General features: G+C 63.1%; 15 protein-coding genes. 5 read left to right on the top strand and 10 right to left on the bottom strand.

Annotated elements, in window-relative coordinates; translation table 11 throughout:
- Nucleotides 1-297: 297 nt before the first annotated feature.
- From AC4D2Q_RS07680 to AC4D2Q_RS07670, 3 genes are all read right to left on the bottom strand, one after another.
- The gene (locus AC4D2Q_RS07680) at nucleotides 298-1,767 is read right to left on the bottom strand and encodes a tyrosine-protein kinase domain-containing protein (RefSeq protein WP_490945916.1); all 1,470 of its coding nucleotides are present in this window, start codon (nucleotides 1,765-1,767) and stop codon (nucleotides 298-300) included.
- Between the two features lie 62 nt (nucleotides 1,768-1,829).
- Nucleotides 1,830-2,504, bottom strand: coding sequence for a hypothetical protein (locus AC4D2Q_RS07675; RefSeq protein WP_490945915.1), 675 nt, complete (start codon nucleotides 2,502-2,504; stop codon nucleotides 1,830-1,832).
- A gap of 192 nt (nucleotides 2,505-2,696) precedes the next feature.
- A complete protein-coding gene (locus tag AC4D2Q_RS07670) occupies nucleotides 2,697-5,807 on the bottom strand; it encodes a CBM96 family carbohydrate-binding protein (protein WP_490945914.1) in 3,111 nt (1,036 codons plus the stop codon).
- Between the two features lie 247 nt (nucleotides 5,808-6,054).
- Here AC4D2Q_RS07670 and AC4D2Q_RS07665 point away from each other — a divergent pair, with 247 nt between their 5' ends.
- Nucleotides 6,055-6,507 carry an FAD synthase family protein gene (locus AC4D2Q_RS07665; RefSeq protein WP_490927160.1) on the top strand — a complete coding sequence of 151 codons (453 nt, stop codon included), beginning with the start codon at nucleotides 6,055-6,057 and terminating at the stop codon, nucleotides 6,505-6,507.
- A complete protein-coding gene (locus AC4D2Q_RS07660; RefSeq protein WP_490945913.1) occupies nucleotides 6,504-7,994 on the top strand; it encodes a glycerophosphodiester phosphodiesterase in 1,491 nt (496 codons plus the stop codon). Before AC4D2Q_RS07665 ends, AC4D2Q_RS07660 begins: the two co-directional genes overlap by 4 nt.
- On the opposite strand, the gene AC4D2Q_RS07655 is transcribed toward AC4D2Q_RS07660, so the two are convergent.
- Together AC4D2Q_RS07655 and AC4D2Q_RS07650 are read right to left on the bottom strand one after the other, a co-directional pair.
- Nucleotides 7,987-8,412, bottom strand: coding sequence for a VanZ family protein (locus AC4D2Q_RS07655; protein ID WP_490945912.1), 426 nt, complete (start codon nucleotides 8,410-8,412; stop codon nucleotides 7,987-7,989). The genes AC4D2Q_RS07660 and AC4D2Q_RS07655 overlap by 8 nt on opposite strands.
- 99 nt (nucleotides 8,413-8,511) lie before the next feature.
- On the bottom strand, nucleotides 8,512-10,761 hold the full coding sequence (locus AC4D2Q_RS07650; protein ID WP_490945911.1) for a LamG-like jellyroll fold domain-containing protein: 2,250 nt from the start codon (nucleotides 10,759-10,761) through the stop codon (nucleotides 8,512-8,514).
- Nucleotides 10,762-11,059: 298 nt separating this feature from the next.
- On the opposite strand from AC4D2Q_RS07650, the gene AC4D2Q_RS07645 reads away from it, so the two are divergent.
- The 3 genes from AC4D2Q_RS07645 to AC4D2Q_RS07635 all read left to right on the top strand — a co-directional run bounded on the left by AC4D2Q_RS07645 (nucleotide 11,060) and on the right by AC4D2Q_RS07635 (nucleotide 13,123).
- Entirely contained in the window at nucleotides 11,060-12,376 is a 1,317-nt protein-coding gene (locus tag AC4D2Q_RS07645; RefSeq protein ID WP_490945910.1) for a cysteine desulfurase, read from the top strand.
- A complete protein-coding gene (gene sufU, locus AC4D2Q_RS07640) occupies nucleotides 12,377-12,841 on the top strand; it encodes a Fe-S cluster assembly sulfur transfer protein SufU (RefSeq protein ID WP_490927165.1) in 465 nt (154 codons plus the stop codon). It abuts the gene before it with no gap.
- A 144-nt stretch (nucleotides 12,842-12,985) separates the two neighbouring features.
- The gene (locus AC4D2Q_RS07635; RefSeq protein WP_490945909.1) at nucleotides 12,986-13,123 is read left to right on the top strand and encodes a hypothetical protein; all 138 of its coding nucleotides are present in this window, start codon (nucleotides 12,986-12,988) and stop codon (nucleotides 13,121-13,123) included.
- Nucleotides 13,124-13,581: 458 nt separating this feature from the next.
- On the opposite strand, the gene AC4D2Q_RS07630 is transcribed toward AC4D2Q_RS07635, so the two are convergent.
- The 5 genes from AC4D2Q_RS07630 to AC4D2Q_RS07610 all read right to left on the bottom strand — a co-directional run bounded on the left by AC4D2Q_RS07630 (nucleotide 13,582) and on the right by AC4D2Q_RS07610 (nucleotide 20,732).
- A complete protein-coding gene (locus tag AC4D2Q_RS07630; protein WP_490945908.1) occupies nucleotides 13,582-14,895 on the bottom strand; it encodes a UDP-glucose dehydrogenase family protein in 1,314 nt (437 codons plus the stop codon).
- Between the two features lie 142 nt (nucleotides 14,896-15,037).
- Nucleotides 15,038-15,616 (bottom strand): LPXTG cell wall anchor domain-containing protein, encoded by a 579-nt coding sequence (locus AC4D2Q_RS07625; protein WP_490945907.1) that lies wholly within the window; start codon nucleotides 15,614-15,616, stop codon nucleotides 15,038-15,040.
- 242 nt (nucleotides 15,617-15,858) lie between these two features.
- Entirely contained in the window at nucleotides 15,859-17,769 is a 1,911-nt protein-coding gene (locus tag AC4D2Q_RS07620) for a DUF4012 domain-containing protein (RefSeq protein ID WP_490945906.1), read from the bottom strand.
- A 1-nt stretch (nucleotide 17,770) separates the two neighbouring features.
- Nucleotides 17,771-19,168 carry a sugar transferase gene (locus AC4D2Q_RS07615; RefSeq protein ID WP_490945905.1) on the bottom strand — a complete coding sequence of 466 codons (1,398 nt, stop codon included), beginning with the start codon at nucleotides 19,166-19,168 and terminating at the stop codon, nucleotides 17,771-17,773.
- 79 nt (nucleotides 19,169-19,247) lie between these two features.
- Nucleotides 19,248-20,732, bottom strand: coding sequence for a tyrosine-protein kinase domain-containing protein (locus AC4D2Q_RS07610; protein WP_490945904.1), 1,485 nt, complete (start codon nucleotides 20,730-20,732; stop codon nucleotides 19,248-19,250).
- Nucleotides 20,733-20,754: the final 22 nt, after the last annotated feature.

Raw genomic sequence — 20,754 nt, 5'->3', positions numbered from 1 at the left:
AGGCAGACCTGCATCCGGCCGGCAGGCACGCCTCCACCCGGCACTGGGACACACACCCACCCGGCAGGCAGCCCACCGCCCGGCGGATACAAAGCCCGGCGGGATCGTGAACCCACGAGCCCGCACGGACAACGGCCCTCCAACCCAAACGGCCCTCCAACCCAAACGGCTCTCCAACCCAAACGGCCCTCCAACCCAAACACCCCCCACGCAAACGGCCCTCCAACACAAACAGCCCCCCGGACGGTGCGCAGGTAACCTGCACATCGTCCGGAGGGCTGTTTGCGGCTGTCGGCCTTAGGCGGTGTGTGCTCCGGAGCGCAGCGGCTGGTCCGAGGCGTTGTCGCTGTCGCGCAGAATGGCTGCTTCAGCTTCGGCCACCGGAGACGCGGGGCCGCCGTCGCTGTCCCGGAGTACCGGCAGCGGAGTCACGCCGTACTCGGACAGGTAAGCGGAATTGGCATCCGGTCCGGTGCGCGGAATGCGGTTGAGGACTACGCCCACCACATTCGCGTTGACCAGGCTCAGCTGTTCCACGGCCTTGGACAGGTTGTGCTGGCTGACCCGGGTGGCACCGACCACCAGAAGAATGCTGTCGGTCTGTCGGGTCAGGATCGCAGCATCGGCCACCGGAAGCACCGGCGGAGCATCCAGGATGATGGTGTCGTATTCCAGTTCGAGCTCGGCGATCAGCTCCGACATGGCGGCGGATCCCAGGAGCTCGGTGGGGTTGGGAGGCAGGGGTCCGGAGGTCAGGACCGACAGGCCGCCGGAGCCCCAGTGCTGGGTAGCTTCGGTCAGCGTTGTCCGGCCAATCAAAACCGTTGTCAGACCAATGTTGCCTTCCAAACCGGTAGCCGCGGCCACGCTCGGAAGCCGCAGGTCAGCGTCCACCAGAATCACTTTCTGGCCGCTCTGCGCAATGCTCAGGGCCAGGTTCAGTGCCACGGTGCTCTTGCCCTCCCCGGCCTGGGAGGAGGTCACCACCAGCGACTTCATCTGCTGGCTCACGGCGGCAAACTCTAGGTTGGTCCGCAACTGGCGGAAGGCATCAGTACCGGGGCCGCCCAGGACGATCGGCCGTGAACTGTGACGAGTGGCCGGGGACTCCGTGATTCCGCCCAGGAGCGGCAGCGACGTGGACTTGCGGACGTCGGCTTCGGACCGCACATGCCGGTCCAGGACGTGGCGCAGGATTGCCACCACCAGTCCGACGGCGAGCCCGTACAACAGGCCCAGCAGCAGGTTCAACGAGGTCTGGGGGCTGGAGGCCGAGGTGGGCGGCTGGGCCGTGTCCACCGAGCTCATGCGCACCGGAGACGGCAGCCCGTTGGTGGGCCGCTCCAAATCAGCAACTGAGGAAATCAGGTTCGCCACCACGCCGTTGGCAATATCCGCTGCCCCTTCAGGCGATGAATCCACCGCCTGAATATCGATAAGGACGGTGTTGCGGGACGTCGATGCCTTGATCTTGGTGGCCAGCTCCTGGGCGGTCATGTCCAGTTCCAGATTCTCGATCACGGGATCCAGGACCTGCGGCTTGGTGGCCAGATCAACATAGGACTGTACCCGTGCCAGGGCAAAGTCGCTGCCCTGCTGGAGTTCAGCGGAGGTTCCCACGTTTTGGGTGGAAACAAACACGCTGCTTGTTGCTGTGTATGTTTTTGGCATTACCACCGAAACAATGCCGGCAGTGATGAGCCCGATGAGGGCCAGTGAGACTATGAGCATCCAATTGCGGCGAAGAATAAGTATTTGTTCTCGCATATCCATTGGTTACCCCTTCCCTAGGATAGGCAGGTGAATGTGAAGTAAATTCTGGGCCGGTGTCATGGCCGGAACCAGGAATAGCATTGATCCGATTCCACGCGCGCTGCTCCGGCGGTGATTTCCACCGGCGAGGAGCCGTCGTAGGCGCCGATCAGGCTGCCGTTTCCGGCGTAGACGGAGATGGTGCAGCCCTCGGGGGCGCCGTAGACACGGTAGGTGCCCGGTGCAATCGAGGGTGTCTCGCTGTGCGGAGCGGCCTGGCCAACGGTGAATGTGCCGTCGGGGAATCCCCGGGCCGCCGCATCCAGCTCGGGCTGCATCTCCGGGCACAGCGAGCCGATGGCATCCATGGTGTCGGAAGCCGGGTTCATGATCAGTTCGCTGATCACCGATTCGGGATCCATGGCTTTGGCGCTGATCAGCTGGTCGCAGCGTTCCTGCCCCACCTGCAGCACCGCATTGGGATCGGTGCCTTCGGGCACTTTGTCCGCCAGGAACTTTGCCTGCGGCGCGTCGAAGGTGGGTTCCGGAGCGGGTTGCGGCGACTGGACGACGGCGCCGGGGTCGGGCCCGGAGCTGGCGCCGGAGTCAGCTCCGGGATCGGTTCCCGCCGCCGGCTCCTGGCTGGCAGCAGCGGACTTACCAGCAGCCGGCTTATCGGCTGCCGGCGAACCGGTGGCGGTTCCCGCAGAGGAGGACGGCGTTGCCCCTGGCTTTACCGCAGACGGGGGCACGGTGGCTGGGGCCGCCGCATCGGGTGAAGAATCCTGGGAGCTGCATCCTGTTGCCGCACCCAGCAGCGGCAACAGCAGCAATCCCAGAGCACATCTTTTGAGACCTGGTTTCATGAACTGGACTTTCTATCGAGGGGACCAACTGGCAAAACTAGGGGCCGCGGTTTCCGGCCGGACGGTGGGCTAGGGGGTTCATTGGGGAGCGAACTCCAAGGTGAGGACAGGCCGCCGGGTGGAGGTGGCCTCCTTGGTGTAGAACCAGGCGTTGTCTGTTCCCGCACTGGTGACGGCCAGGTCCACAGAGTTCTCCAGCATTGCGGAGACAGCTGCGGGGTCCAGGCTCACGGTGTAGGGCGTATTGCCTGCAACGGGGGACAGGGTTCCCAGCACCGCGGAGCTGAGCTCGGGCCGGGTGCGGTAGGTGGTGCCGGCTTCCGTCCAGCTGCCGGTCACCGGCTGGACCGTGTGCTGGTCTGCCGATCCGCTGATCGAGTCGGAAACGGTGTAGAGCCGCAGCGATGCAGAGATCAGGCGCATGCCGGCCGGCACCTGGGTGCCGGGAGTGAACCGCAGGTACGAGATGTAGGCGGACGTGCCCCGGGATGCCATGGAGTTGGCGGTTCCGTTGGTGGCGCTGGGCGCACCCTGGTTGACGTAGGTGTCCTCGGCGGGCGTCAGTGAGAGCGTCACCGGCTTCGCGGGCGGCGGAGCAGCCACCGTGGCGCTGGCCGGGGCGGACGGGGCACCGACGTTGCCGGCGGCGTCGACGGCGGCCACCCGGTAGTAGTACGTTCCCGGGGCCAGCCCCGCATCGGTGTAGGAAAGCGTTGACTCAGGGGTGGTGGTCAGCAGGGTGTCCGCGGACGGGCTGAAGTCCCCGGCCGTTGAGCGGTACACGCGGTAGCCGGTGACACCCACGTTGTCCGTGGCGGCATTCCAGCTCAGCGAGGCGGTGGTGCCGCTGACGGCAACTGCGGCACCGGTGACCGCGGCCGGAGCCGTGGTGTCGGGAGCAGGAGCCGGCGGGGCGATGGTGCCGCCCCCGGCCACGTAATGCTTTGCCACCTGAGCGGCGGTCAGCGCTGCGGGGTAGACGGAGAACTCGTCGATGGCACCGGCGAAGTAGTTGGCGACCGGCCGTCCCGGGAAACCTGTGGTCGGGTCCGCTGCGGCGGCGGGGAGAGTATCTCCGCCCACCCGCCAGGAACCGGTGTAGGTTTGCGCCGCAGCGGTCTGGCTGCTGGCTGCAACGTTGCCGTCCACGTACAGGGTGGCTCCTGCCGGTGTTTGGGTGACGACGGCGTGGTGCCAGGCATTGTTGTTGTAGGTCCCGGCGGTGGTGAGGTTGACCCGCTCATTGGCGTCGTTGAGGACGCCGTAAACGAGGGTGCCGGAGGCCGTCATGGAGAGGTTGCGGTCCACGGTGCCGGTGCTGTTCCGGTCGCCTTTGCGGTTGGGCTGGCCGGAGGCGAAGCCCATGATCTCGCCGCCGTTGACGGTGTCCGTCTTGAACCAGACCTCTTCGCTGAAGCTGGCCGGGGCTGCGGACCGCTGCTGTCCGGACACCTGGTCATCCACGCCGTCGAACACGGCGGCGGTGCTGCCGGCTACGGCACCGTCGGTGCCGCCCAGAAGGGGAGAGCTGTAGGTGACGCCGCGGTTGTTGCCCGGTGAGCTGTCCACGGGTGCGGTGGCCGGAGTGTCGTCAAGACGCCAGTAGGTCGAGGCACCGTCGCCGAGTACTTCCGCGGGATAGGGCTGCGTGCTGGTGGCGGTGGTGACGGAGACCTGGGCGGAGAGGGCGCTGACGTTCGTTCCGTCGCTGGCCCGCACCCGGTAGCTGTACGCCGTGCCCGGAGTGGCGGTGCGGTCCGTGAAGGTGAGCTGGGGCGTTTCAAACAGGACGGAGTTTCCGGACACGGTGCCCAGGGCGGTGGAGCTGCCGTTGCGGTACACGCTGTAGGTGAGCTGCGAATCGTCGTTGTCCACGCTCTGGGTCCAGCGGATCTGGTTCTGGCCCGCGGTCAGGCTTGCTGCCCGGACGTTGGCCGGGGTGCCGGGTGCGGCCGACGCCGGGCCGGGGCCAAAGCGGGTCAGCGACTGCTGGGCGGTGCTGTTGGCGGTGGTGAATTCACCGGCTACCCACAGGACATCTCCGTTGCCGGTGTTCGTGGTTTCCAGGGCCCGCGGGCCAAGGCCTTCGCCGGCGCCGTCGTTGGTGTCCGGGCTCCAGCCCAGGAAGGGATAGGGATTGTTGATGTCCTGGGCTGTGAGGTGCCGGCGCACGCCGTCGGCAAACCCGCCCATGCTGGAGCAGTCGTGCGCGTGGTGCGCACCGTAGAGGACGTCCTTGTACGGCAGCACGGCCTGCGTGGCGCCCTGGCAGGTGTCTTTCCAGATCTGCTCATAGTTGTTGCTCAGCGAGAGCCGGGCCCGGCCGTCGAAGGACCGTGACCCCATGCCCTCGCCGGCCACATAGAAACTGGTGCCGTCACTGGTGATGTCCTTGAGTACGGCGGTGGCGGGGATGTAGCCCGCTGCCGGATAGGTGCGCACGTTGGCGCCGGCGGCGTTGTCCACCACGGCCATGGCACGGGACTCGGCGCCGTTGACGTTGCTGAAGTCCCCGGCAATGAGGACCACGCTGCGGCCGGCCGGCACATCGATCGCCCGGCCCACGCCGTCGGCTGCCGGAGCCCAGGGCAGAAGCGCTCCGGAGGGGGTCACGGCGGCGAAGCGGCTGCGTGCCGTTCCGTTGACGGTGGTGAAGTCTCCGCCGAAATAGACGGCATTGGCCGTAGCGGCAATGGTGCGCACGGTGCTGTTGACGGTTCCCGGACGGAAAGTGGTGTCCACGGTGCAGTCCGGAAGGTTGATCGCGGCAATCCGGTTGGCGGTCACGCCGTTCACGGTGGTGAAGTTTCCGCCCACGTACAGCTTCCGGCCGTCGGGGGAGGTGTCCATGGCGCGCACCGTGGCGCCCGTTCCGCCGGTGAAGGACAGGGAGCAGGAGGCGGGGCTGCCGGTGTAGGCGTCAAAGGCGGCGAAGTTCACTGCTGCCTGGGACTGGCTGCTGCCGGCGGCGGTGCCCGGCGGCCTGACCTGGGTGAAGGTTCCGCCCACGTACATCACGCCGTTGGCCTCGGCCATGGCCCAGGCAATGCCGTTGGTCTGCCACGTGGGCAGGGCAATTGCGGAGAACGCCACACCGGGGGACAGCGCGGATGCGGGAGCGGCCAGGCCGATCAATGATGCTGCTGCAACAGCTGCAGCTGAACAAACTGCCGCCAGTTTTTTGTACACGGCCAGACCACCTTATGGAAAGAAGGACGGACCCACGGCCCGAATCTGTTGGAATCGTAGCGGCGGCGCGTCGCAGGGCACACGGTGGCCTTTACTCGACTAATTGCGGTGCCTACCCGCCGGTAAGTTGCTTCTACTCATGTTTTCCGGGGTGCTACGTGAATCCGGGATAAACGCTTTACCGGCACCCCCTGCGCCCCGCACGATGATCACGGAAACCACAGATCAAACGCGGGGGTAGGGACACATGGCGGTTAGGATCGGCTACGCCTCGGGCGCCTATGACCTCTTCCATATCGGCCATCTGAATCTGCTGAAGCACGCCCGCAGCCAGTGCGACTATTTGATTGCAGGAGTTGCCTCTCCGGAAATGACGCAGCGCCTGAAAGGAACCACACCGGTCATTCCGCTGGCGGAGCGGATGGAGATTGTCCGCAGCGTCCGTTATGTGGATGCGGTGGTGGTGGACACGCACCTGAACAAGGCGGACACCTGGCGCGAGGTGGGGTTCAACATCTTCTTCAAGGGTGATGACTGGAAGGGCACCGAGAAGGGCGAGCGCCTGGAACGGGACATGGCCCTGATCGGAGTGGAAGTGGTCTACTTCCCGTACACCGTCAGCACCTCTTCGACAGTGCTCCGCCGAGCCCTGACGATTCTTGACGGCGGCCGTGCCGAGGACGCAGCCCGTCAGGCATGAATCCGCTGGACCGCATGAATCCGCCGGGGAACTCCCGCGCCCCTTCCGGGCCGTCCCGGCGTCAGGTGCTTGGCCTGGGTGCGTTGGGCCTGTTCCTGGCCGGCTGCACCGGCAGGCTTACTCCCGGCGCGGCAACCGAACCCACCCCTGAACCGCCTCCCGTCCACACCGTGGAATCGATGCTTGCCGCCACGCCGTTCCTGGTGGCGCACCGCGGATCCTGGGATAACTGGCCCGAGCACACCATGACCGCGTACCGGGAGTCCGTGAAGGCAGGAGCCGTTGCCCTGGAGGTATCGGTCAGTGCCACCCTGGACGGGCAGCTGGTCTGCCACCATGACCTGACCACCGAACGCACCACCGGAACCAAGCTGGTCATCAAGGATTCCACCTACGCCCAGCTCTCCGAGGTGCTTGTTGACGCGCGGGCATGGCTCGGCCCGGAGTCGAAGCCGGAAAAGATTCCCCTGCTCAAGGACGTCCTGGACGCCTTCGCCTCCACCCATGTGGTGTTCCTTGAGGACAAGCAGGGCACCAACGCCAAGGCGCTGCTGGATTTGATGGACAGCTATCCCGACTCACACAGCCACTTCATCTGGAAACAGTCCGCCCAGGCCGGGCAGGTGGAGGCGGCAACCAAGCGCGGGTACACCAGCTGGGGCTATTTCACCGCGGAGCAGCTGGAACTGGTTCCGGCGCTCGCAGATCAGTTCACTCTTCTGGGCGTTCATCACTCCGCGTCCGACGCCGAACTGGCCGCCGTGGTGGCCACCGGCAAGCCCGTGATCTGCTGGGAGGTCCACACCCGCGAGCTGCGGGACCGGCTCCTGGACCTGGGAGCCTCGGGGCTGATGTGCGCAAACCTGCCGTATCTTGCCGCGGACAAACCGCTGGAGACCTCCGATTGTTTTGCGGACGGCCTCCGGGCTGCGGGGGACCTGCCCTGGCAGGTGGGCGCCGGCTGGGACCTGCAGCCTGCGCTGATTCCGGCCGAGGGAACCCTGCTGATGGCGGCCAAGGCCAACAGCAGCTACCGGCTGGGCTCCATGGGGCCGGTGAAGCGGGAGCTGTACAGCATCCAGTTCGACATGCGCTGGCCGGACATCCTGCCGCCGGACAACGCCCTGCATGCCGGAATCATTTTCGGCCAGGACGATGACCGCCCCTACCGGGTGCTGATTCCCAGCGACGTGGGCGGCTACCACCTGATCGTCCGCCCCACCGGGGAGATGTCGCTGCTGCTGCGCAGCCCCGGGGAGGCCGGCGGCCTGCGCCTGAGCTCCGTGGATACGCAGCCGGTAACGGCGGGTGAATGGATGACCTTCAGAATCGACATTGCTCCGGACAGCATCCGCTACACCCGGCTGGACGGCATCGGCTGGTCCGGCCAGGCCTCGGACCGCAAGTTCCGCGGCGGCTACTTTGGCCTCTCCCGCAACTATTCCGACGACGCGCCGGTGGAGTTCCGCCGCGTGAAGGTCACCTAGGGCCCCTCCCGCCGGCATCCCGGGACAGCACAGAACGACGACGGCGGCGCCGCCGGTAGGCGCTGCCGAGCTGCCGCACCAGGGATACTGCCAGTGCACCGAGCAGCGCGCCGCAGGTATTGAGGATGACGTCATGGACGTCGCCCTGCCGGCCGGCAAGGAAGACATCCTGGAACCCCTCAACGGCCACCGTGAGCCCGGCGCACAGCAGCACCGCCAGCCACCAGCGGCGCACCGGCAGGAAAGCAGCCGCGAGGACGCCCAGCGGAACAAACAGGAGCACATTCGCGGCGGACTCCACGGCAGCGTAGTCCACCCACCCGGGCAGCCCGTGGCCCTGCAGCCGCCGGATCAGGCGCAGGATGGTGCCGTACAGCGGGCGGTCCACCGGCGCCGGCCACAGCAGGACGGCGGCCATGCCGGCCAGCACGACGGCGGCGGCAGCCAGGAGCGCAATGCGCCGTCCCCGCGTGCTGCCGCCGTCCGCCCCGTCAGCGCTGATGCTGCTGTCCCATGCTTACCGGCGCCCCTGCTGGTTGTGCGCCGCCACCTGCGCGGCGGTGAGCGCCGTGGGATAGACGGCAAACTCGTCAATGGCGCCCTTGAAGTGGCGGCTGGTCGGAGCACTCGGCCAGGTGGACGGAATCGAATCCCCGCCAATCCGCCAGGAGCCCAGGCTGACGGTGTTCGCCGAAACCGTATTGGCGGCAACCTGCACGCCGTCCACGTACAGCACCATGCCGCGCGGGCCCTGAGTGGCCACCACATGATGCCACGCGTTGTCGTTGTAGCTGGCGGGGGAGGTGACAGTCACCCGGGAGCCCGTCCAGACGCCGAACACCAGTTTCCCGGCGTCCGTCATGTACACGTGGCGGTCGTACGCGGAGCTGTAGCCCGCGTAGGTTCCGTTGCGCCGGGGTTGTCCGTTGCCGAAGCCCAGGATCTTGCCGCCCTGCACCGTGTCGGTGCGGAACCAGGCCTCGGCACTGTAGACCGACGGCGCATTGATCCGCTGGGGTGCGTAGATGAGGTCATCCGTGCCGTCAAAGGTGGCGGCACGGTTGCTGTCCCCGGCCAGGGCTCCGGCTGCTCCGGCAACTCCGGGTCCGCCGAAAGGCAGCCCCATCCGGTTTCCCACGGAGGAATCCGCGGCCGCAGTGAAGCCGTCGCCCAGCCGCCAGTAGGTGGTGGCGCCGTCGGCCCGCACCAGGGCGGGATAGGCGGACGCCGAGGACGCGGTGGTGAGCTGCACCTGCGCGGAGAGTGCGCCGGTGTGCCCGCTGGGATCGCTGGCGCGGACCCGGTAGGTGTACACGGTGCCGGGCACCGCCGTCGTATCCGTGAAGGACACCTGCGGAAGGTCCCACCAGAGCGACGACGCCGCCACCGTGCCCAGCGCAGTGGAGGACCCGTTCCGGTAGATGCTGTAGGTGAGGTTTGAATCGTCCGGATCCGAGGCGGCCTGCCAGGTGACGGTGTTCTGCCCGGAGGCACGGGACTCGCCGCTGACAAACTGGGGTGTGCCGGGGCCTGCGGTTCCCGGACCGGGTCCGAAACGGGTCAGGCTTTGCTGCGCGGAACCGTTGACGGTGGTGAACTCCCCGCCCGTCCAGAGGACGTCCCTGCCGGCGCCGGCGGTGGTGTGGGCCAGCGCCCGCGGGCCCAGGCCTTCGCCCTGGCCGTCATTGGTGATGGGATTCCACTGCATCATGGGGGAGGGGCTGTCCACACTCTGTGCGCTGAGGTGGACCCGCACGCCGTCGGTGAAGGCGTCCATGCTGGAGCAGTCGTGCGCGTGGTGCGCGGCATAGAGGGTTTTGCCGTACACGGACACCGCCTGCGTGGCGCCCAGGCAGGTGTCGCGCCACACCTGGTTGTAGGTGGCCAGGTCCAGCCGGGCGCGGCCGTCAAACACGCCGCCGCCGGTGCCCTCGTTGCCGATGTAGAAGCCGGTGGCGTCGGAGTCGATGGACTTGACGCTGGAGGTTTTGGGAATGAAGAAGTTGGGGTAGGTGCGCACGTTGGCACCCGTGGTGCTGTCCAGCACCGCCAGCGCCTTGGAATCGGCGCCGTTCATGGTCAGGAAGTCACCGCCGGCAATCACCGTGCCGCGCCCTGCCGGAGCGTGCAGCGCCCGCACGGGCTGGTCCGCCGACGGCGCCCACGGCAGCAGTGCGCCGGTGCCGGGGGACACGGCGGCCAGGCCGTTGCGGGTGGCGCTTTCCGCGGTCTTGAAGTCCCCGCCGAGGTAGACCGCGGTGTTCGTGGCTTCGATGGCGCGGACGGTGGCGGAGAGACCCGGCGGGCGGAAGTCGGTGTTCACGGTGCAGGAGGGCAGGTTGACGGCGGCGATGCGGCTGGTGCTGACTCCGTTGACGTTGCTGAAGCTGCCGCCGATGTACAGGGTGCGCCCGTCGGGGGAGACGTCCATGGCCCGCACCGTGGCTCCGCTGCCGGTGACCGACAGGGAGCACTGGATCGGGTTGCCGGTGTAGGCGTCAAAGGCGGCGAAGTTCACCGCGCTTTGGGTTCCGGCACCTCCGGCGGAAACGCCGGGCGGGCGGATGGCGGTGAAGGTTCCTCCCGCGTAGACCACCCCGTTGGATTCGGCCATGGTCCAGACAATGCCGTTGGTCTGCCAGGTGGGGAGGTTGTTGGCGGAGAAGTCCACTCCGGGGGACAGTGCGGACGCCGGCGGGGTAAATCCGATCATTGACGAAACGGCGAGAACAACCCCGCCCAGAATGGCCGTCAGTTTTTTGTTCATGCCCAAACCCCTGCCTCTGCGCCCCAGCGGCACTTCAGTGGGCGCAATCCGGCACCCATCAAGGAAGCTACTCCCGGCAGCGGGCGGGCAGCACGAGTACGCGGTACCTGTATTCCGGAGCACGCCACGCTAAGTTCCTCTGCACCTTGCCTGCGGGGTACCCGTGCCCTCAACTAAGGCGCAGCTCACGTGCGCTCGCGGCCGCGCAGTGGGATGATTAGCACAGACTTGTGTTGCGTAATGGTCTCCGTCATCCTGCGCACCCCGCACCAGCCCCCGCCAGCCAAGGAGTTTCCCCGTGCCTGTGGTTTCCACCCCCGAGACCCTTCAGCCCGCCGCCGGGCTGATGGACAACGCCGAGGTCCTGCGCATCCGCAACGACTTCCCGATCCTGCACCAGCAGGTCAACGGCCATCCGCTGGTTTACCTGGACTCGGGCGCCACCTCGCAGAATCCGCTCAGCGTGATCGAGGCGGAGCAGGAATTCTATGAACAGCGCAACTCAGCGGTGCACCGCGGCGCGCACACCCTCGCCGTCGCCGCCACCGACGTGTATGAGGACGCCCGCGCCAAGGTGGCCGCGTTCATCAACGCCCGGCCCAATGAGATTGTCTGGACCTCCAACGCCACCGAGGCCCTGAACCTGGTGGCCTACGCCTTCTCCAACGCCGCCGCCGGCCGCGGGGGAGAGGCCGCCCGCCGCTTCGCGCTGGGCGAGGGGGACGAGATTGTGGTCACCGAAATGGAGCACCACGCCAACCTGATTCCCTGGCAGGAGCTGGCCGCCCGCACCGGCGCCACGCTGAAGTTCATTCCGGTGGACGACGACGGCGCGCTGCGGCTGGAGGAGGCCGAGCGGCTGATCACCGGGCGCACCAAGATCGTGGCGTTCACGCACGCCTCCAACGTGCTCGGCACCATCAACCCGGTGGAAACACTGGTGACGCTGGCACACAACGTTGGGGCGCTCGTCGTGCTCGATGCCTGCCAGTCCGTGCCGCACCTGCCGGTGGACGTGAAGGCGCTGGACGTGGATTTTGCCGCGTTCTCCGGGCACAAGATGCTGGGCCCCACCGGCATCGGCGCGCTGTACGGCAAGGCGGAGCTGCTCAACGCGATGCCGACCTTCCTCACCGGCGGCTCCATGATCACCACGGTGACCATGGAGAAGGCCGAGTACCTGCCGGCCCCGCAGCGCTTTGAGGCCGGCACGCAGCGCATTTCCCAGGCCATGGCGCTGGGCACCGCGGTGGATTACCTGAGCGAAACCGGCATGGACCGCATCCACGCGTGGGAGGCCACGCTAGGCCAGCGGCTGGTGTCCGGCCTGGAAGCCATCGAGGGCATCCGCGTGCTCGGGCCCCGCGCCGGCGTGGAGCGGATCGGGCTGGCGGCGTTCGACGTTGACGGCGTCCACTCCCACGACGTCGGCCAGTTCCTGGATGACCAGGGCATCGCCGTGCGCGTGGGCCACCACTGCGCGCAGCCGCTGCACCGCCGGCTGGGCCTGGTGTCCACCACCCGCGCCAGCACCTACCTGTACAACACCACCGACGACGTCGACGCGTTCCTGAACGCGGTGGCCGGCGTCCGTCCCTTCTTTGGAGTGAAGTAAATGAGCGCCGAGCTGCAGCAGCTGTACCAGCAGATCATCCTGGACCATGCCAAGGCCCGGCACGGCGCCGGCCTGGTGGAGGCCCCGGCGGGGGCGAAGGCGGGGGAGAGTCACCAGCTGAACCCCACCTGCGGCGACGAGATCACGCTGCGCGCGGTGCTGGACGGATCCGGCGCGGGTGCGCCCTCGGTGGAGGGCATCAGCTGGGAGGGCCAGGGCTGTTCCATTTCGATGGCGTCGGCCTCGGTCCTCACCGATCTGGCCGCCGGGCTGTCCCGGGACGAGGTGATGGACCTGGTGGAGAACTTCCGCGAGGTCATGCGCTCCCGCGGCACGGTGGAGGCCGATGAAGAGGTGCTCGGGGACGCTGCGGCGTTCTCCGGGGTCTCCCGGTATCCGGCGCGGGTCAAGTGCGCGATGCTCGCGTGGGTTGCGCTGGAGGAAGCTCTGCTGGCGGCGAACTGACGCACTCGCGCGGCGGCCGACGACGGCGGGGCGGCCGCATCGGGTGCAGCGGCGATCCCCCGTCGGCGTGCACGTAGGTTTTAGCTGGAACCGAGTAGGAAGTACGGTTCTGCGCGCCTGTAGAGGGACCGTATGTTCGAATGCATGGACACAGTTGAGCCCACCAGAGAATGGCGCCGGAAGCACTATCGCCGCAGCCGCCGTGAGTGGATCAGCTACGCCGGACTGGCACTCCTGACGATGGTGACGGCAGGTGTGGTTGCGGCAGTGTTGATGCAGTGAGGACGGGTTCTCTGAAGCTGGTCCTAAGAGCTCGCTAAGCGGCCTGAATCAGGCTGTCCTGCCCTGCCTCGGCGGCGGGCGTAGCCTGCGGTACAGAGTCCGCAGGTGCAGCGGCAACGGTCGGCTCGGTCAGACGGCTTCGGCGCCGGGCGGCCCCGACGGTCAGAATGCCACTTAGCATGCCTGCGAGCCCGATGAGGGCCCAGATGATCATGCCGGTGCTGGCGACGTCGCCGGAAAATGGAAGTGCAGATATAAAGGCTGCTGAAAGCAAGAATTCCCCCAGGAATCTAGTAATGCAAATGAGACGATTGGCTCCAACCGGTTCGCGGAGGAACGGTGAGCAGGTCGATCGTAGCAGGGCTTGCGAGCTGCGGATAGGTTTTAAACACCGGTGTGCTGCAAGCCAACTAATTGGTCCTGCAGCACACCGTAAAAGCCATACCACTGAGGCGCAGTTACGGGCGTCCCATACCCTTGAAATTCCAGCCGGCTTCGCGCCATGCAGCGGAATCCAGGACGTTGCGCCCGTCAATCATGTTCTTTTCCGTCACGAGAGCACCAACTACACGGGGATCCAGCGCACGGTATTCCTTCCACTCGGTCAGGAGCACCAGCGCATGGGCACGTTCGATGGCGTTTTCGGTGATTGGTTCGTAACCCAGTTCCGGGAAACGGCCCTTGGCGTTGGACAGAGCTTCGGGGTCGGTCACCGTGACGGTGGCGCCCTGCAGCTGCATCTGAGCCGCGGCGCTCAGCGCGGGGGAGTCCCGGACATCATCGCTGTCGGGCTTGAACGCCGCTCCCAGTATGGTGATGCGCTTGCCCATCAACGAGCCTCCGCAGATGTCGCGGGTCATTTCCACTACGCGGGTGCGGCGGCGCATGTTGATCGTGTCCACTTCCCTCAGGAAGGTCAATGCCTGGTCTGCACCAAGTTCTCCGGCGCGTGCCATGAATGCGCGGATGTCCTTCGGGAGGCAGCCTCCACCGAAGCCGACACCGGCGTTCAGGAACTTGCGGCCAATCCGGTCGTCCATGCCGATGGCGTCGGCCAAGGCGGTGACGTCTGCTCCGGCTGCGTCGCAGACCTCTGCCATGGCGTTGATGAAGCTGATCTTGGTGGCCAGGAATGAGTTGGCGGCCGTCTTGACCAGCTCGGCGGTGGCGTAATCCATCACCAAACGCGGCGTGCCGGTGGACAGGGGAGTGGCATACACCTCGTCAAGGGCGGCCACGGCGGCTGTTCCGGCATCTCCTGACGGAATGCCGTAGACAAAGCGGTCCGGTGCCAGGGTATCCTGCACTGCATGGCCTTCACGGAGGAATTCCGGGTTCCATACCAGGATAGCTTCCGGTGCCGAGTCCTGCAGGTCCTCTGCCAGCCGCGCTGCTGTTCCGACCGGAACGGTGGACTTTCCTATCACCACGTTGCCGGGCTTGAGGTAGGGCGCCAGGGAGGAGAAAGCGCCATCCACAAAGCGGAGATCTGCAGCATATTCGCCCTTGCGCTGCGGGGTTCCCACGCAGACAAAATGAACATCGGCCCCCGCCGCGTCAGCCATGTCCGTGCTGAAAGACAGACGTCCGGAGGCAATAGATTCCGTGAGCAGCTCCGGAAGGCCGGGCTCAAAAAACGGTGCCCGGCCGGAAGTCAGTTCATTGATTTTTGCCTGGTCAACGTCAATCCCCACAACGTCGTGTCCGAGCTTTGCCATGGACGCAGCGTGCACGGCTCCCAGATAGCCGCAGCCGATGACAGATATACGCACGGTTCCCCTAAATATTTCTAAAGCTGATAAATGTGCCGGTGACTTAGGGGTGAGACCATAATGTCGCCGAAGCACTAAGAAAAAGCTGGGAGGGCAGAAACCAATCGGTTTCTGCCCTCCCAGATGTCGCTGTAATGCTAAGTTATGCGTTCTTGCGGCGTGCAACTGCTACTGACGCAACGCCGGCGCCGACAGCTACGATGCCCGCGGCACCCCAGAGGAGCATGGCCGAATCTGCACCCGTGTTAGCCAATCCGTTGTTGGCACCAGCGTTAGTTCCGGCTCCATTACCTGTGCCAGCGGCGTTTCCGGCTGCCGGATCCACCACAACAGTAGCTGTCACCTGGTGTCCTGAGGTCTGGCCTGTGGCCACCAGCGTGTAGGTGCCGGGGGCATCTCCAAGGGTCACGTCAGCGGCAAAGGTGCCATCTGCGTTCGCCGTTACGGTGTTGCTGCTGATGAGCTGATTAAGGATGATAGGTCCGTTGACGCCGGTTCCGGCAACAACCTGGGGATCATTGTTGTAGGTCACGTCAATGACGATTCGCTCGCCGCCGGTGAATCCGGATCCACTGAAGACAATGGTGGCACCGGGTGTAACGATGGTTGCGCTGACCGATCCGGTAACAGGTGCGGGATAGCTATTGACAGCGTTGGCGGCTCCTGCGCCGACGAAAGCGAGCGATCCGGCCAGGACCAGTGCGGATACGGTTTTTTTCATGTGTGAGACTCCCCGGTACATTTGATAAAGACTGCGATATGTTAGTCGGTCGGTTGCCACCATAGAACCCGTGAAACCAAGCCAAAATATAAAACTCTGTGTTATGTCCCGGCGCTCTCCCATGATAATCCGGTGACATGCGCCCGTCCGCGAAGCTTTTACGAAGCGGAAACACTCATACGGTAACAGGTAAAAGGGCTTCCTCCAAGCTCCATATGCTATGTAACCAGTTCTCCGTGCGTTTATTGACAGGCTTCTGCTCGAATCGTGGGGAGTACGACGTCTTTTACGGGCTGGACCGTGGGCGTAACGTGAAGGAGTGGCTCAGAATCTTGGACAACGCGGGTGAAATCCACCTCTAGGATTGCTGTTTCTCCCGGAGCCAGTTCCTGGGTGAGGGTTCCTACCGGACGTTGGCCGTGCTTTCCGGATCCCACGGGTACCATTTCGCCATTCACTCTGGCGGATTCCACAAACGATTGTGCAGGTCCGTACATGACGTAGTTGGTGCGTACCCGACCAGGCTCGACGTCAAAAGCGCCGCCCCCCGTAACGTATGCGGGCAGGCTAGATGCAGCGTCCGTTGGAGCATTATTGGTTACGGCGACACGGACCGTGTATCGCCCGTAATCGCCCACTGGGCAGGCTTGGATGATCTGTACGGTTCGAGTAACGTAATAGTCCATTTTGGCGCCAGTGCCGTCATTGAAGTACACGCCAAAGGCAGCTCCTCCGCCGTCCGGTCCTGTAACTGAGCCGTGAACAGGGGTCGAAGCGATGATTTCTTCTTCTGCGGGATGGCTGGACCATAAGAATAGGCGGTTTTCTGCAGTGCTCGCGCCTAGGGCCTTAATCAGTTGAGCGCCGTTTCCTTGGCCTTCCGTGAAGGCAGAGAAGACCCGGCTGGCCACGGTGGCGAAATAAGCATCCTGCGCTTCGGGGTTCTCTATGTCTTTGTAGACCTTTGACAGGAGCGTGGGGACGACGTTGTCTTTCGTGAGAGACAAGGGCAAGTCCGTATCACGAATCGCATCCAGTACCTGAGGGTCGGTCAAATCTAGCGGTCCCGTGGCCTCCAAAAGGTGGCTCAGCACCACGGTATCCAACGCGAGCACGCCGTCGATTGTCTGGCCAGGGTGGCGTTGTTCCCACATCTCTTTTGCTGATTGGGCGGCGGTGGGGAAATCCGGAGTCAGATTCACATTCTGCATCTGGGTTCCGAGGCGACCCGTATACAGGGAGACTTGTTCTGAGTCCACGTCTATTGCGGGGCGGAAGGCTCCTAAAGCGACGGCACTGGTTTGTTCGCCTAGGCTTATAGTCCCGTCATCGGTGTGTAGTACGGCTAAGGCTCCTGGGATGCCTCCTGTAGCTCTAGTCTCAGAGCTATTTTGCACCAGCACTAAATAATCTCGTGAATCCTCTGCCCCCAGCATGGCTGGAAGGAGTTGAAAGATCGAAGAAGCTGTATTCATAAGGCTGTTAAGCTCACCGAGCATGTCAGTTGCAGAACGCACTGGGCCTGCTAACTGCGGAACAAGGGTAGCCAGGTCAATGGATGCCAAGCGATCGTGAGAGAGTCTCACTGTTTCGGCGGCGCCAATGATGCTCGGCGCCACATCCTGCAGTTGAGAGATGTCTACTTGCCCGTTCTTAGGCGAAAGCATTTCTAGTTCCAATGATCCATAGACACTCAGCAGCGGAGTGCCCGCTTTCGTTGTTAGATCGTCTGCAGATACGGCAATTTCTCTTAGGGCGCTGAAGTTGGCTCCAACAAATGGGACCGAAGCTGCAATCGTCCACAAGGGCCCATCGGTTGTCTCCCTCGCAGCCGCCGTCTGAGAGCTAATCGCATCAAAAGTATGTTCCACCTGTTTCTGATTTCCTTCAGACAGCTGTGTGCGTAGCAAAGGAACAAGATCAACGGCTCCTTCGAGCTGACCGCGCGCGGCTAATGCCTGATGCGCAAGGAGCCCGCCCGTGCAGCCTGCTAGTAGCACCATCACTAATGCTGCTAATCCAAATCGAACTTTGATGCGTTTTGTTCGCTCCCTGGATGCTGGATCGTTTGGTCGCCGATCATTGTGCCTGGAAACCGGCATCCCATCATCGGTGGCTCGGCGGTGAAACATAGACTTGGGAAACGGTGTCATGCTAGTAGGCTCCATGGCGCGAAACAACGGCCCTGAACGTCTTCAGGAGAATGGCAATGTCACCGGCTAGAGACCAGTTCTCTACGTAGTAGAGGTCAAGGCGAATAGTGTCTTCCCAAGAGAGCAGTGACCTCCCACTCACTTGCCAAAGGCCCGTTAAGCCTGGTCGGACCAGCAACCTTCGGAGCATGTATGTCTCGTAGGTTTCTACTTCGGAGGGGAGTGGAGGACGTGGACCAATGAGGCTCATGGTGCCGCCCAGTACATTGAAGAGCTGTGGGAGCTCGTCGATGCTGTATCTGCGAATGAACTTACCCACGCGTGTCACACGCGGATCAGACTTCATCTTGAACATGACGCCGTTGCCTTCGCTCAGACGTTGCAACTCCACCAGTTGCTCTTCGGCATCAGTAACCATCGAGCGGAATTTAAGCATTTCAAAATGCTTGCCTGAAGTACCGACACGTTTCTGCCGAAAGAGAACGGGCCCGGAACTATCCAAACGGATGAGTATGGCCGTCATCAAAAGAAAAGGTGAGCTCAGGCAAATCAACAACGAAGCACCCACCAGATCAAATGTCCGTTTAGCTAGGCGTTTCCATCCACTGAGATTTGGTGTGGATACATGGATCAGGGGTAAACCCGCTAAGGGCTGCGTATGAATCCTAGGACCAGCCACGTCCGTAAGCGCGGGCGCCATGATCATGCGAATGTCCAAATCGGTGAGCGCCCACCCTAATTCACGGATTGTTCGTGGCGGGAGTGGAACTCCTGAGGAAAACGCAACGGCATCGGGAGCAGCATTTCGAATGGTGCGTATCAATTCCCGGGTCGATGCCTCATATCCCAGATTGGGTAAGCCGAGCTTTGGGTCAATGGTCGTTCCCGGCGCGGCATGAGGGAGATACGTTGCTATTGGAAGGTAGCCGGCCATTGGCTGACTCTTAAGGGAACGCACTAGGTGCTCAACGCTGGTTACCCCTCCAATGACCATGACCGTCGCTGTACTTAGACCCCGTCTTCTTTCAATCCTAAGAAGACGCCTGACTAAAGCTCGAGCCGCTATCAGCCCTATGACACCTGCTGGGAGCGCTACACCTATGTAACCCCTTGCGGTGTCAAACTGGAAGCTGTAAGAAACTAACCCAACAAGTCCGAAGAGCCAGATGGAAGCACTCAGCAGACGTTTGAACTCTTCTGTTCCATACCCCATTACCTTCGGATCACGGCTTCCCCATATTCCTAGCATTGCCCACCAGGCTGCTGCTAGGAAAACGGAAATTGCCACGTAAGGCTTTCCGTCCACACTTAGAAGACTTGAACTATCTGCGGAGCCAAAGCGAAATATGAGCGCCCCCGAAGTAGCCCATATGACGACAAGAGCGTCCACAACTGCCATTCGAGTTTTATATCGCTGTCTCCAGTCACGACGACTGTTAGAAAGCGCTATTTCAGTTTCCGAATGGCTGTCCGGCACATCAGTGACCATGGGTTGACAAATTTGGGTGTGATGACATCGCACCAGATGTTAGGGTGCGTTCTGTTCCGCCACTAGTCCCGAGTTTTTTGGCTCTGCGTGAGATGGGATGAGTTGAGGATTCTGTCGGCTCGGGCGATGCATAAGAATAGTAGCTGTAGCCGTAGGAATCTGGACCCTTCGTGGGGATAAGGTTAAAGACAACTCCCAATATTTCAGCATCGACAAGCTTCAGCGCGGCTAGAGATCTCGTGAGCTCTGTCGTCTTTAGTTTGTTGGAGCCAACTACCACGACTACGCCCCCAACCTGCTGCGCTAAGACCGCGGAATCCGTCACCGGCAACAAAGGGGATGCATCTATAACGACTACATCGAAAACGGATTCAAGGTGTGTGAGTAGGTCCTTCATGGCGGTGGAACCCAAAAGCTCACTCGGGTTCGGAGGCACTTGGCCAGATGTGAGCACCTGAAGGCCGTTGTCGCCCCACGGCTGCAGCAGGTCATCGACGGAAGCCTGGCCTATAAGGGCAGTAGTCAGTCCCGCAGCTCTTTCGAGGCCCAAGTAATCGTCGACCCGCGGCCTTCGCAGATCCGCATCGACTAAGACCACGGACTGCCCCGCTTGGGCGAGTGCAATGGCTAGGTTCGTCGCGGTTGTACTCTTCCCCTCAGCAGGTAAGGACGACGTGACCAAGACAGAATTAGACTTTCTGTTGACCTGAGCAAATTGGAGGTTAGTCCGGATCTGACGAAATGATTCTGCTCGGGGACTTTGCGCAGCAACCTGAGTCAGCAGCGGTTTCGTTTCGGCGTCTTTATCGTAGGAAATCCCTCCTAGCAAAGGTGCATCGGTAACCTTACGCAGGTCAGATTCATTTCTAACTCGCTGGTCCAAAATGGACCGCAAAAGCGTCAATGCCAATCCGAGAATCAAACCAACAAAGACTCCAGCGGCAAGGTTTAGTTCGACATTTGGACTGGCTGGTTCGGACGGCGCTATTGCAGGCGTGATAACAGAGAGCTTCACCGGCGAGGCACCCCCTTGGGACGTTCCCTCCAGATCTCCTACAACACGCACTAAACTGTCCCCAGTGGCTTGGGCAAGGGAAGCAGCGTCGACAGGTGACGCAGCCGACGCTGTAACAGTAATGAGAACGGTATTCAGGTCCGCAGAGGCTTGTACTTTCTCGGCTAAGCCAGCTGGGCTGACATCCAGTCCTAGTTCGTCGATGACGGGCTGTAATACGGCCGGCGTCTTTGCTGTCTTGACATACGACTGCACGCGTGCCTGGGTAAAGGTGTTTCCTTGCTGTAACTCACTGACGCTGCCTGAGTTCTGTATCGAAACGAACAGCTGAGTAGTAGCGGTGTACGTAGGTTTGGCGATCAGCGATACCAGTGCAGCTGTGAGTACTGCGATCAGAACGCATCCTACGGTCAACAGCCAATTTCGCCGCAAAATTCTGAGGTATTCGCGTATTTCCAAGTTCCTTTTACCTTTCAAAGGC

The sequence above is a fragment of the Arthrobacter sp. TJ-178 genome, assembly GCF_058269275.1.
Note: the sequence above shows the minus strand (reverse complement) of the source record. Positions and strands in the feature narration are given on the sequence as shown.

What these genes read in the sequence shown, in the direction of transcription:
- AC4D2Q_RS07665 (WP_490927160.1), top strand. Translation starts at nt 6,055, where the DNA reads ATGGCGGTTAGGATCGGCTACGCCTCGGGCGCCTATGACCTCTTCCAT.
- sufU (WP_490927165.1), top strand. Translation starts at nt 12,377, where the DNA reads ATGAGCGCCGAGCTGCAGCAGCTGTACCAGCAGATCATCCTGGACCAT.
- AC4D2Q_RS07660 (WP_490945913.1), top strand. Translation starts at nt 6,504, where the DNA reads ATGAATCCGCTGGACCGCATGAATCCGCCGGGGAACTCCCGCGCCCCT.
- AC4D2Q_RS07680 (WP_490945916.1), bottom strand. Translation starts at nt 1,767, where the DNA reads ATGCGAGAACAAATACTTATTCTTCGCCGCAATTGGATGCTCATAGTC.
- AC4D2Q_RS07615 (WP_490945905.1), bottom strand. Translation starts at nt 19,168, where the DNA reads ATGGCAGTTGTGGACGCTCTTGTCGTCATATGGGCTACTTCGGGGGCG.
- AC4D2Q_RS07655 (WP_490945912.1), bottom strand. Translation starts at nt 8,412, where the DNA reads ATGGCCGCCGTCCTGCTGTGGCCGGCGCCGGTGGACCGCCCGCTGTAC.
- AC4D2Q_RS07625 (WP_490945907.1), bottom strand. Translation starts at nt 15,616, where the DNA reads ATGAAAAAAACCGTATCCGCACTGGTCCTGGCCGGATCGCTCGCTTTC.
- AC4D2Q_RS07650 (WP_490945911.1), bottom strand. Translation starts at nt 10,761, where the DNA reads ATGAACAAAAAACTGACGGCCATTCTGGGCGGGGTTGTTCTCGCCGTT.
- AC4D2Q_RS07620 (WP_490945906.1), bottom strand. Translation starts at nt 17,769, where the DNA reads ATGACACCGTTTCCCAAGTCTATGTTTCACCGCCGAGCCACCGATGAT.
- AC4D2Q_RS07635 (WP_490945909.1), top strand. Translation starts at nt 12,986, where the DNA reads ATGGACACAGTTGAGCCCACCAGAGAATGGCGCCGGAAGCACTATCGC.